This is a genomic window from Pseudomonas moraviensis, from assembly GCF_900105805.1.
GTDB classification, from domain to species: Bacteria; Pseudomonadota; Gammaproteobacteria; order Pseudomonadales; family Pseudomonadaceae; genus Aquipseudomonas; species Aquipseudomonas moraviensis_A.
On the sequence record NZ_LT629788.1, the window covers coordinates 1,440,751 to 1,452,951 of the forward strand.

Sequence of the window (12,201 nt, forward strand, 5' to 3'; positions counted from 1 at the left end):
ATCACACGTCGAAGGGATCGCCTTGCAGGGGGGTGAAGGTGAAACGCAGGTCGCTTTGGCGGGGCATGGGGCCTCCCTGTCGCAGGTGAAAATATCAGTCGATGAGCCAACCGGGCTCACCGTTCTCCAGTTCGCCGTCGTGGTCGGTGGTGTCGCCGACGCGGGCTACCGGTTGCCCGTCCACGATCATCGAGGGCGAGCCGCTGGTGATCACGGCACCGCATCCGAGAGTGTCGCCAACACGCGCAACGGCGCGACCGTTGACGTTCATGTTGCTCGTACCGCTGTCGACGGTGGTGGGGCCACACAACGGGCAATCATGGTCGTGACCGACCAAGACAACGGCAGGCATGGAGCCTCCTTAATCACGTTGAATCAGCGAAGGTTCTGCCGCTGCGCGAACCGCAGCGGCGGAATGGGCGCGTTTAACCCGCCGCAGCCGGTTTACGCCAGTCATCCGAGGCTTCGGTGCCGGCTACCACATGACTCCAGCTGACCTTGCGGTACGACAGGCTGGTCTTGATCTGTTGGGTGTAGTTCTTGTTTGCGGCGTCTTGTGCATTTGGCAATACGGTGTGGATTTCGACGACCGTGGCGTCTTCGAGCTTGGTGGTGAAGAAGTGTTGCTGTTTGCCTTCAGAGCAAGTGCGGAACCACTTGACCTCGACGGTTGGCAGCATTTCGCCGGTGGCCAGAGCCTGGTAAAGCAGCGGCGAGGCTTTGTTCAGCGCGCTGGTGAAGGTCAGCGGTTTGTGCATTCGCTGGCCGCTGGGTTGACCGCTTTGCGGATCGGTGGGCGCGGCGATCTGGTGGTCGATTTCCTGCGCCAGGATTTCGTCCTCGTGACCTTCCACATAAACGTTGCCCACCGAGTCCGCGGTGAAAGCGCCCTTGGTGATATGCCCCTGGTTTTTGCCGTGGATGGTGATGTACGCGGGTGTTGGCATGACATGCTCCTTGTCGCGATGATTTAACGACTCTGAGGTCGTGGTTTTTGGCCAAAGAGGCCATGGCTTCGCAGCGCTCGGGATGAGCACGCTGAAAATCGGTTACAGGTTGAGAATCCGTTCCAGGGACACCAGCACTTCCTCAGTGATGGCATTCAGACGGATCGTGTAGATCGTGTAGGCGACCGTCAGCACGACGGCGGCCATGGCCCAAGGCGTCCACAACGGCCACGTCCGCTTGATCCGGTAGTTGCGTGGCGCGACGTTTTTCAGCGGATCGGTCAGGCGCTTGGGCGTCTCGCCGCGCAGGGGGCGCAGCAGGCCGTGCAGCTGGCTGATGATCTTCTGTATTTCGTCATCGCCCCTGGCGTGGGCGCCGTATTTGCCCTTCAGACCGGCAATCAGGCACAGGTACATGAACTCCAGCACATGCTGATAGCGGGCGGCTTCGGGGATCATGTTGTTCATGACGGTGAAGATTTTTTCGCCGCCCCAGGTTTCTTCATGAAACTGGCTGAGCAATGAGCGTGCGCTCCAGCTGGACGACTTGCCCCAAGAGGTGCGCATGACCACTTCGTCAATCAACAGGCACAGGCTGTAGGAGTAGGCCTTGAGCATGCCGGCGTCGTAGTCCAGTTGACGGACTTCTTCCATGATCGTGGTGATCTGGTTGCTGACGCTCATGTACAACTCAGGTACGTCGTCGTGCTGGTCCAGACGGCGTAGACGGATGACCAGGCCTATCAGCGGCATGGCAGCATCGCACAGCGGGTTCCAGGCCAGGCCGCGCAGGTCGAACTCCGGGTCTGGCAAGCACGTCTGACGCCTGACAGTAATGGTTTCGCTGTCGCTGTGGATGGCGCCGGACATTTCCTCATCGAGCCGTGTATCGGCTGCGGACTTATTCATCTCTCTCACTCCTGATCGCCCAGAACTGCAACTCCAGCTCCGGGAATTCGCCGGCAATATGGAAACCGAACCCGCTGCCGCTGCTCAGGCTTTGCCAGGCGGGGTGATGGCGGTCGAGTTCGAAGTAGCTGAAGCCGGCATGGAAGGGCAGGTGTCGTGGCGCCACCGGCAGCGGCCGCAGTGGGATGCCCGGCAGTTGCAGGCTGACCAGTTGCTCCAGGCCTTCGGTGGAGCTGATCTTGATCTGCCGCGGCAGTTGCTGACGCAGGGTTTCCGCTGGCAGTTCGGCGCGCACGGCGAGGATGAATTCGGCGTTTTCCAGCAGGCGTTTGTCGTTCAAGGCGGCGCTGCGCACGCCGTACTGCTGCTCAATGATCGGCAACGACACAGCGCGCGGTTGCAGCACCGTGCCCAAGGCGCGTCGCAAGGTGTGCTCGAGTATCTGGAACGACTCGCGCAGGTTTTCGTGCTGATAGGCCGGATACTCCTGGGGCAGGTGGCCTTCATCGGTGAAGGTCACCAGTTCACCGCACGCCTGAGCCAGCGCGATGTACAGCCGCTCCGGGTGGACCTGACGCTGGCGGGCCAGGTGCTGGAACAACGGGAACAAGCGGTTGAGCGTCTGCAGCAGGTTGAAGTCGGTGACATCCGCGACGCCCGACTGTCCTGGCGAACCGATGCGCAGGGCGAGGTTTTTGGCGCGCTCACGCATCAATCCGGCCACTTCGCCCAGGTAGCGGTGCAACGCCGGCACGGCTTGCAGTGACAGGCTGGTGGGATAGAAGTGTTCGTCCATCACCAGACTGCCGTCCGGCCGCTTGTCTTTGATTCTGCCGATAGCAATGCCGGTGAAGGCACTGCGGTCGCTGCGTTCGAGCATCAGTTGCAAGTTGGGTACGGCCAGGTCCATGCCGACCTGATCGCCGTCATGGCTGTGGGTGTCGCGAATTTCCTCGCGCAGGGCGATATAGCGACTGTTGCCGTACTGATCGGGCCAGCGTATTTCAACAGCGCCGTTGGAGCGCAGCGGCAGGGCCAGATAGACAATCTGGCCGACCGCGCTACTGTCAGCGATCTCCAGCGGGGAGGGCGGTGCCAGGTCGTGGGGAATGTCGAAGACGCTGCCATCGGGCATGATTCCACACGCCTGGTTAATCGCGACCTTGCCGAAGCTCAAGTACTCGGTGTTGAGCGTCAGTTCGCTGAAGCCATAAAGCGCATCGTTGAGACTGTGCAGGCGCTGGTGCACGGCGGCTTCAGCGGCGCGGGCCTGTTGCTGGAAGTGCTGGGGCTTGACGAAAAGACCCTCATGCCAGATGACGGGGTTACGTGAACTCATCGGTAATTACTCTGGGCGATAGCGGCTGGAAAGAGCGTCATCGGGTTTCTGCCTTGAGGTTGACCTGCTCGGCGTCCAGCTGTACCAGCACCGCGTATTGCCGACCTTGGGGCTCGACGCGCAGTCGCTGCTTCCACTGGCCGACATCAGTGCTGTGGTAGTTGGCAATCACTGCGATGAAGCGGGTGTCTTCATCCAGTGCGCGCAGGTCGATGAATTTGAATTGGCCGGGGTTGAGCAGGTAGTCGTCGGCGCGGATGTAGGTGCTGCCCAGTGTCTTTTTCAGGTCGTCGGCCATGGCTTGTGGGCTGGCGTTGACCAGCAGCGAGTCGTCGGTCAACTGCAAGACCTTGAAAGCGATCGGCGTGGCGACATGTTGCAGCGCCGGGTTGCCCCAAGGCGTAGTCAGGCGCACGCCTTGGTCGTCGTAGTCACCCAGCAGCGCGTCGTCGATAGGCGACATTGACACCACGGGTTCAGGTTCCGAGGTCAGCGGTGACTGGGCCGGTACGCTTTCGTAGAGGTGATTGAGCAAGGTTTGAACTTTGTCCGTCAGCGCCTGCGGGCTGGTGGCCTGCACGTTGAGGGTGTAAGGGGAATGGCTCGCGTCCTCGTCCGGTGCCGTACCGGTGCTGATCAGCCGTGGATTGACATTGTCGCTGGCGTACAGACTCAGGGAGTAACGGCTGGGCTGATCGTCTGGACCACCAACCGCAATCGTCGGCGTCCAGATCACCTGACCGATTTTGCCAAGCATGGTGCAGCCACCGAGGGTCAGGCAGGCCAGCAACAATGTGCCCAAACGCAGGTTGCTCAACAGGCTGACGCTGCGTTTGTGTGCAGGCGAGCCAGTCTCCGCCAGCACTTCGGGTGGCGGCGCCTTATGCATCGCTCGCAGCGGATCACCTTGCTCCGCCAAATCTACCGGCCGGCAAAGGCGTTCGAATTCAGGGCAAGTGCCAGGTCGCTGGTCCCCCGGCGGCCGACTCGGCAGGTCTTGCCGGTGCCACACGTGCATGCCCTCGGGGTGGTCGCTGAGAAGCTCATCGAGCGAATGCTGCCCCGGGGCGTGCTCACCCAACTGCACCGCGACCTGATACGCACCAATCTGCAATCGATCACCGTCGTTGAGGCTTATCGCAACATGGCGCTCAAGCGGCAGATCGTGACCGTTGACGTAGGTTCTGCCGCTGCGGTCGATCACACAAAAGCGCCCCTCGATGACGCGGATGTCGCAGTGGTTGGGCTGTACGCTGTTGTGGCGATCTTCCAGGCACCAGTCCACTGCGGCACTGCCGATGCTGCCGCCCTGTGGGCCAAACCGGTGAAGAGGCAAATACCCGTGCAGCAGCTGCGCAGGATTGTTGATGACCAGGGTCAGCTTCATGCGCGCCCCCGAATGCGAACCACGGCGGGATGACGGTGTTCCTGGCGTTCGATAAAGCTGGTCCAGCCCAGATGGGTGCCGCTGGCGCGTTGCAGGTTGAACGGCGGTACATCTTCTTCGCGCAGCCCCAGTTCCAGGTCGTACGCGGTGGCATCGCGCAGCAGAAAATCCATCAATTGGCGCAAGCGCCCGAACTGCTCGCCGCTGGGCAAAAACTGCCGGAAACGGGCTTGGGTCAGGTTGGGAATCACTAGGGTGAACTTGCTAGCGCGGGTTTTGCTGCGGTCACCCACCACAAAATCGCTGCCCAAGGTACCGTTGGCCTTGCCCAACACCAGGCGCTGGCGCTGCGGCAAATTCACCCAGCGCGCCTCGAACTCACGGATGTAAACGCCGTGCAGATCAAAGCTGTGCTCGACGATCCCGGACACTATCGAAGGTGAACGGCTGCGACTGGCGATCAAGCCGGCGAAGCTCAGCAGGCGGCCCCACGGCAGCGGCGTCGCACCGCGCAGGTCGTTGTCGTTCAATCCGATCAGGGAAAATACATATCGCGAAAACCGGTCGCTGCCCCCGGCCTGAAAACGGATGTAGTAGCGGTACTTGCGCCAGCTGGTGTGCAGCAGGGTCAGCAAGCGATGGTTGAAAAAGTCCATGAACGCCGGACGAATCCCGCGCTCCTGAGCCTGCTCATAGGCCAGGCGATCCAGGTAATAACCGGGCAGTGGCGAGTCGGTACCGTGCAGGCCAAAGAAACTGGTCTGCAAGCGATAACGCACTTCTTCGCGATCCTCCTCAACGCGCGCCGCCTCGACCACGTCGGAAGCCGGAAAGCCCAGTCCCGCATGGCTTTGCAGGCGAACCCGACGGCGCGCCGCCGAACTCAGCGGCTGCGCTTCCAGATCGTCGCCATGCAAGGCGTGCAGATGCTCCAGCAGACGATGAAACGAGTAGTTTCGCGCGTCGGCCAGCAGCACATCGGCTAGATAACGGGTTGTCTGCCGGTCAACAGTGGCCATTCATAACGCTCGTTGTTGGTGGTATTGATCACTTCCAGGCGATGGAAGGAGTTGATGCTCGCGTACAGGGCGAAAAAGTGTGAAAGCACACTGGCGAACAGATACAGCTCGCCTTCGCAGAGAAAGGCGTTCTGGTCCAGTTGCAATCGGGTTCGCAGGCCGCGCACCGGCTGACCTTTCATCAGCCAGTCGATGGGCGTGGTCACGGCGTTGTGGATGCCATTGAGGCGTTTGCGCGTGGCGCGGGCCTGTTGCAGGTCGTGCAGGGCGGCGAAGTCATAAGCGCGGATGACTGCCTTGAGCGGCTCGGCTGACAGCAACGACAGATAGTTCAGCGACAGGTTGGAAATGAGCGTCCAGTGCAGGCTGCTATCCAGCACTGGCCGGTAGCTGCGGGTCGGTGCGATCAGGTTGGTGTAAGTGGCGAACGACGGCGTCACCTCGGTGGACAGCGATACATCTCCCACACCCAGCAACTGTGGCAAATCGCGGTTGCTGCAGGTCAATTCGATGGATGCCGCTTCATGCTCGCCGATGTACAGGCTTTCATCGCCGCGCACGAAAGCGATGCGATGACGCAAGCCTTCACGCCCGTGGGACTCTTCGATATGCGTGCGGAAGTACAGCGCAGTGCGGCCCCGCGCATGTTCGATCTCGTGCTGGAACGACTCGAACGGGGTGAAGCGCCGCAACGGATCGCCCTTGCGCTCCTTGTCGGCGGCATCCCAACCGGCCACCTTGTCGACGCTGAAAATCTCGTAGGCTTCGGGGCGGTTACCGCTGGGGCTGATACGCCGTTCCATGCTGCGTCCATCCAGCGCAATCGGATCAGCATCGTGACGGAACAGGTTGACCGCCGGCGCGCAGTACAGGTGCAGGTCACTGGTGCGCAGACGGATATCAGGCGGCATGGGCCGGCTGAACTGAAATTCAAAGCGCAGGCTGGTGGCGCTGACCTCGGGCCAGACGCGCGCCAGCTGGGTCAGGCTGAAAAAGTGAAAACGCTGCGGGAACACGAAGTACTCCTGCAGGATCCGGTAGCCATCGAACACATTGCGCGGGTAGGGCAGCAGGCCCTCTTCGGGGGTGAAACCGGGAAAGCCGATAGTCTTGGCTGGCAGGCGATAGCTTTGCGTATCGATGTGCAACGTGACGCTGTCCAGGTAGTGGGCGAGCCACAGGTACAACGTCAGCGCCGTGGCGTTGTCGCCGCCCAGATGAAAATCCAGCTGATCGCAGGCCATGCTGGTCAGCGGTTGCTCGGTCAACACCTTGAGGTCGATGCGCACCACCGAGGCCTCGCGACTGTGGGCATCGCTGACTTCCTGCAACGCCAATGGGTACAGGCTGACGTCGCTGCAGGTGCGAAACTGGCAGGTGATGTCATCCACCGGTCTGGCAAACAACGGCGTGCCCTTGGGGATCACCTGACGCTGGCTGATCGCATCCGGCAACGGTGTAAAACGGATGATGGTCGCGCTCGGCAGGGGCCGCAGGTAGTTGGGCCAGAGCATCTGCAACAGCGGGTGAGTCAGCTCCGGCAAATCGTCGTCGATCTTCATCCCCAGTTTGGCAGTGAGGAAGGCGAAGCCTTCCAGCAGCCGCTCCACGTCCGGGTCGCCGGCCTGATCACCGAGAAATTGCGCCAGTTGCGGGTTGTCCTCGGCAAACTCGCGGCCGAGTTCGCGCAAGTAGCGCAGCTCCTCGGCAAAGCGTTGTTTCAAGTCCATCGCATCCTCATCTCACGCGGGTGTAGCCGTCGCGGCCATGCATGGCCACCTCGATCTGCACCTGTTCTTCCTTGTGGTTGACCCGCACCTGGCAATCGAGGCGAAAGTTCAGCTCCAGCGGCAGGTCCGGGTCGGGCTGAAAGCGCACGCCCGTGACCTTGATGCGCGGTTCAAAAGCTTCCACCGAACGCCGGATATCGGTGCTGATGGCCACCACCAGGTCACTGGTGGCCTGGGTGACGCCGTTGAAATCGCGCAGGCCCAGTTCAGGGCTGCTTTGCGAGCAGCCCTGGCGTGAGTTGAGCACCTGTTCCAGGTGGCGTTTGATCGCCTCGACACGCTGGCGCGCCTGTTCATCCACGCTGCCAGGGCGGTAGCGCGGTGCGTCGGGTTCCAGGCGTTCGAACAGGCTGGCGCCCATTTACTGGGTGTCCAGCCGACCGACCAGTGAGATCTCGAAGTTGGCGCCCATGTACTTGAAGTGCGGGCGCACGGCCAACGACACCTGATACCAGCCTGGATTGCCTTCCACGTCCTGCACCACGACTTTTGCGGCGCGCAAGGGGCGACGGCTGCGCACATCGGACGAAGGGTTTTCCTGGTCGGCGATGTATTGTTTGAGCCAGTCATTCAGCTCGCGCTCCAGATCCTGGCGTTCCTTCCAGCTGCCGATCTGCTCGCGCTGCAGCACCTTGATGTAGTGGGCCAGGCGATTGACGATAAACAGGTATGGCAATTGGGTGCCGAGCTTGTAGTTGGTCTGGGCTTCCTGGCCTTCGCGGGTCTTGGGGAAGTTCTTCGGTTTCTGTACCGAGTTGGCGGAGAAGAACGCGGCGTTGTCGCTGTCCTTGCGCATGGTCAACGGGATAAACCCGGCTTCGGCCAGCTCGAATTCCTTGCGGTCGGAGATCAGCACTTCGGTAGGAATCTTGGCCTGCAATTGGCCGAGGGCTTCGTACAGGTGCACCGGTAAATCATCCACCGCGCCGCCGGATTGCGGGCCGATGATGTTCGGGCACCAGCGGTAGCGGGCGAAGCTGTCGGTGATGCGCGAAGCCATCAGGAACGCGGTGTTGCCCCACAGGTAATTGTCGTGGTTGCCGTCGACGGTTTCGTCATAGCCAAAGCTGCGGGCCGAATTGTCTTCGGTGCTATAGGGCGTGCGCAGCAAAAAGCGTGGCAGGGTCAGGGCCAGGTGGCGGGCGTCTTCGGATTCTCGCAGGCTGCGCCATTTGGTGTGGCGTGGGCCTTCGAAAATGTCGCTGACCTCCTTGAGGTCGGGCAGACCCTGGAAGCCTTCCAGGTTGAATAGCTCGGGGCCCGCAGCCGAGACAAACGGTGCATGGGACATGGCGCCGATGGAGGCCACATAGCTGAGCAACTTGATGTCTGGCGAGCTGGGGCCAAAGGTGTAGTTGCCAACGATGGCGCCCACCGGTTCACCCCCGAACTGGCCATAGCCGGCGGTGTAGACGTGCTTGTACAAGCCGCTGCGGGTGATGTCGCCGGCGTTGTCGAAGTCGTCCAGCAGTTCCTCTTTGGTGACGTGCAGCATTTCCAGCTTGATGTTCTCGCGAAAATCCGTGCGATCCACCAGCAGTTTCAACCCACGCCATGCCGACTCCAATTGCTGGAACTGCGGCTGATGCAGGATAACGTCCATCTGTTTGCTGACGGCGCGGTCGATCTCGGCAATCATCTGGTCGACCCGGTGCTTGTTGACCGGCTGCTGATGATCGCCGCTTTGCAGGATTTCGCTGATGAACGCGGCCACGCCTTGGCGAGCTACCGCGTAGCCTTCCTGAGACGGGCGCATGGTGGTGTTGGCCAGCAGTTGATCAAGCAGCGACGGCTGTTCGTCAGCCACCAGAATTTGGGCGGCGGCGCTTTCCATGGGCATGGGGGAGTACTCCGTTGAGAAGGGCGGTCCAGTCAGTTGTTGGGCGCGTCCAGAACCAGGTTCAGTTCACTGGCCAGGCGTAGACGGGCGTTTTCATCGGTCAGCAGGTTTTGCAGGTGCTTGCGAAAGGCCGGGACATTGCCCATAGGACCTTTGAGTGCAACAAGGGCTTCACGCAGTTCCAGCAACTTGTTCAGTTCAGGAACTTGCCGGGCGACGGCATCGGGACCGAAGTCGTTGATGTTTTTGAATCGGAGTTGCATGTTCAAGTCGATGTCCTGGTCGTTGTTCAGAACAGACGGCACCGCCATGTCCAGCGCAACTTCGGCTTTGGTGAGTACTTCATTGAAGGTGTCCTTATCTACTCGAACGGATTGCCGGTCTTCAAGGGCGGTTAGTTCGCCCTTACCCTTGAAGTCCCCAGTGATCAACAACTTCAGAGGTAACTCCACCTCAGCTTGCTGATCACCTGTGGCCGGGACGTACTTGATGTTGATGCGTTCTTTTGGCGCGACAGATCCATGAGTTTTGGACATAGGAAAAATCCTTTTCATAATGTCGGCGTATTAGAGACAGCTGTCGCAAGGTTTGTCATGTAGGACGATGTGGACGCGATTCGTGGCTTTCGTATGTAGGAAAAATGCCAATTATTGTTTTGTGATTTTTCCTACGAGCGCCTTGGATTAATCTGAGAGACGCCTCTTTTAATGCGGGTTGAGGTAATGATTTGTCGCTCTTCTACTTGCCTAATATTTGAACTCGGGTGAGGCTCGACAAGTTAATTAAACTGACTTCCAGTCGGGCTGCGTTAGTTTGAAAAAAAGTTGGAGCAGTGCCTGTTGCGGATTCAAGTCAAGCCTATGAGGAGGCGTCGATGCAGAGCGGATGGCGGGGATGGAAATGGGGGCTTTGCCTGTCGGTTATGGCCCTTTTGGAGGCGCAGGCCGCGACTCAGGATTGCCCTGCCATTGTCTCGCCCTTGAAGCGCCTGGAATGTTTTGATCTGGCCGCCGGCACGCCGATTCATCATCCGCCTGCTTCGCCGCGCGACGTGGGCCGGGTATTGCCGATTGTCGATCTGGTCCAACGCAATGAGGCCAAGCGTCCACCCGAGGATCAGCGTTTTCTGTTGTCGTCCTTCCCCGAACCGGACAACGACCAGCAACAGCGGCTGGTGATCTCAGCCCCGGCATTGGGCGCGTTGCCGCCTCGGCCTCTACTGGCCATCAGTTGTGAATCGAAAATCTCGCGCCTGCAATTGGTGCTGGATGAGCCGGCCAGACCCAACAAGATTCGCATCCAGCTGTTCAAGGATGACCGCCCGATTTCCGACGCCTATCAATGGCAGGTGCTGGATGATTCCGGCCTGGTGGTCGATGCCGGACGTGGCCTGCAAGCTATCTCGTTACTGCGCCACATGGGCGGCGGCCAGCGACTGCGGCTGGAAAGCGACTATCCCCCGCTGCACGGCCTGCTCTTCGACGCTGAAGGGCTGGGTGAGCTGATCGAACAGGAGCGCCAGGTATGTCGCTGGTGATCGACGTGCCGGCGGAGACCGTCAAGCTGTTGCTGACACCCATCGACCCCGAACAGCCCGCCGGGCATTTCGATGTGGAGGATGAAACCTACCAGGCCATCGACCAGGAGATGGTCAAGCTCGGCGGCCTGCGCGAAGGCGATATCGACTGGCCGTATATCGACGAAGCGTCCCGCCAGTACCTGGCGTCCCAGTGCAAGCACTGGCGCGTCGTCGCGCACCTGCAGGTGGTGTGGCTGCGCACCCGGCAATGGGCGCGCTGGGCCGATGCCCTGGGTTTGTTGGCCGGCATGGTCGAACTGTATTGGGACAGTGCCCACCCCAAGCCCGGTCCCACCGGCTACCTCAACAAACGCAAGCAAGTGCAGCGTCTGTTGAGCGACCTGGGGCAGGTGTTGCCGACCCTGGAGCGCAGTAGTTTTGAGCCGGCCTGGCAGGCCGCAGCACAACGGGCGCTGGCTAATCTGCAACAGTGCGTCGACAGCGCCAAGCTCGACGCCGCAGCGCTGGACACGTTGCAACGCCAGCTGGACAAATACAGCGAGCCGGTCGTTGCCACTGAGCCCGCCCGTGCGGCCACCTCCAGCAGTGTGCTGGAGTCGGCCTTTTTCACCAGCCCCAAACCGCAAGCGCCGAGCAATGAGCGCGAACAGCGCCGCGCCGTGTTGAACATGGCCGAGCAGATCAACCAGCAAGACCCCTATGACCCCACCGGCTACCAACTGCGCCGCTTTGGCCTGTGGTCGCATTTGCGTACTGCGCCTCCCATCACCCGCGACCGTCGCACCGAATTGACCGCTGTGCCCAAGGACATCGTCGACGGCTACCAGGACGCGCTGAACCACAACGCCATTGAGCCGAACCTGCTGCTGCGTATCGAAAAAAGTGTCTGCGCCTCGCCGTACTGGCTGCGCGGCAGTTACCTGGCCGCTCAGGTCGCCTCGCGGCTGGCGATGGAAGAAGTGGCGGCCGCCATTCGCCAGACCAGCGAGCGGTTTGTCTGCCGTTTGCCGGCGCTGCTGGAGTTGTGCTTCAGCGACGGCACGCCGTTCTTGGATGCGCAGACCCACGCGTGGATCAGCGGCGCCGATCAGGCGCAAATCACCGGCACCCCGATACAGGAATACGCCGGCCTGCGCGACGAATTGGCCAGTCAGCTCAATACCGAAGGCGTGGAAGTGGTGCTGCTGCGCCTGCAGGAGCTGCACGCCACCCAAGATGCCCCACGCCAGCGCAGCTACGCCACGGTGATCGCCGCCGACCTGCTGGCGTCCCGTGGGCTGTCGTGGTTGGCGGACGACCTGTACGCCAACATTGCGCGGTTGATGCGCGAGACCACGGCGCAGGGGTGGGAGCCGGAGTTGTACCGGAAAGTGGCGCAACCCATCGACGACAGTCATTTGATCAAAGCGGTTAAGGAGTAGGGGCGATTT

At 60.8% G+C, this 12,201-nt stretch carries 12 protein-coding genes; 2 read left to right on the forward strand and 10 right to left on the reverse strand.

All coding sequences use genetic code 11. From position 1 onward, the window contains the following. Window positions 1–94: 94 nt before the first annotated feature. The 10 genes from BLU71_RS06855 to tssB all read right to left on the reverse strand — a co-directional run bounded on the left by BLU71_RS06855 (window position 95) and on the right by tssB (window position 9,767). Entirely contained in the window at window positions 95–352 is a 258-nt protein-coding gene (locus BLU71_RS06855) for a PAAR domain-containing protein (RefSeq protein ID WP_083352635.1), read from the reverse strand. A 73-nt stretch (window positions 353–425) separates the two neighbouring features. Then, the gene (locus BLU71_RS06860) at window positions 426–947 is read right to left on the reverse strand and encodes an Hcp family type VI secretion system effector (RefSeq protein WP_083352636.1); all 522 of its coding nucleotides are present in this window, start codon (window positions 945–947) and stop codon (window positions 426–428) included. A gap of 102 nt (window positions 948–1,049) precedes the next feature. Further along, window positions 1,050–1,817 carry a type IVB secretion system protein IcmH/DotU gene (icmH, locus tag BLU71_RS06865; protein WP_419198352.1) on the reverse strand — a complete coding sequence of 256 codons (768 nt, stop codon included), beginning with the start codon at window positions 1,815–1,817 and terminating at the stop codon, window positions 1,050–1,052. A 31-nt stretch (window positions 1,818–1,848) separates the two neighbouring features. Further along, the gene (tssK, locus tag BLU71_RS06870; RefSeq protein WP_083352638.1) at window positions 1,849–3,195 is read right to left on the reverse strand and encodes a type VI secretion system baseplate subunit TssK; all 1,347 of its coding nucleotides are present in this window, start codon (window positions 3,193–3,195) and stop codon (window positions 1,849–1,851) included. A 37-nt stretch (window positions 3,196–3,232) separates the two neighbouring features. Next, window positions 3,233–4,582: a type VI secretion system lipoprotein TssJ gene (tssJ, locus tag BLU71_RS06875; RefSeq protein WP_083352639.1), complete on the reverse strand. Its 1,350-nt coding sequence runs from the start codon at window positions 4,580–4,582 to the stop codon at window positions 3,233–3,235. Then, on the reverse strand, window positions 4,579–5,601 hold the full coding sequence (gene tssG, locus BLU71_RS06880; protein WP_083352640.1) for a type VI secretion system baseplate subunit TssG: 1,023 nt from the start codon (window positions 5,599–5,601) through the stop codon (window positions 4,579–4,581). Before tssG ends, tssJ begins: the two co-directional genes overlap by 4 nt. Beyond that, a complete protein-coding gene (tssF, locus tag BLU71_RS06885) occupies window positions 5,565–7,331 on the reverse strand; it encodes a type VI secretion system baseplate subunit TssF (RefSeq protein WP_083352641.1) in 1,767 nt (588 codons plus the stop codon). Before tssF ends, tssG begins: the two co-directional genes overlap by 37 nt. Window positions 7,332–7,338: 7 nt before the next feature. Then, a complete protein-coding gene (gene tssE, locus BLU71_RS06890; RefSeq protein WP_083352642.1) occupies window positions 7,339–7,752 on the reverse strand; it encodes a type VI secretion system baseplate subunit TssE in 414 nt (137 codons plus the stop codon). Continuing rightward, window positions 7,753–9,225, reverse strand: coding sequence for a type VI secretion system contractile sheath large subunit (gene tssC / locus BLU71_RS06895; protein ID WP_083354309.1), 1,473 nt, complete (start codon window positions 9,223–9,225; stop codon window positions 7,753–7,755). Between the two features lie 38 nt (window positions 9,226–9,263). Next, window positions 9,264–9,767: a type VI secretion system contractile sheath small subunit gene (tssB, locus tag BLU71_RS06900; protein ID WP_083352643.1), complete on the reverse strand. Its 504-nt coding sequence runs from the start codon at window positions 9,765–9,767 to the stop codon at window positions 9,264–9,266. 338 nt (window positions 9,768–10,105) lie between these two features. Here tssB and vasI point away from each other — a divergent pair, with 338 nt between their 5' ends. Together vasI and tssA are read left to right on the forward strand one after the other, a co-directional pair. Further along, window positions 10,106–10,768: a type VI secretion system-associated protein VasI gene (gene vasI / locus BLU71_RS06905; protein WP_231982484.1), complete on the forward strand. Its 663-nt coding sequence runs from the start codon at window positions 10,106–10,108 to the stop codon at window positions 10,766–10,768. After that, window positions 10,756–12,192 carry a type VI secretion system protein TssA gene (tssA, locus tag BLU71_RS06910; RefSeq protein WP_083352645.1) on the forward strand — a complete coding sequence of 479 codons (1,437 nt, stop codon included), beginning with the start codon at window positions 10,756–10,758 and terminating at the stop codon, window positions 12,190–12,192. The genes vasI and tssA overlap by 13 nt, the downstream gene beginning before the upstream one ends. Window positions 12,193–12,201 lie beyond the last annotated feature (9 nt).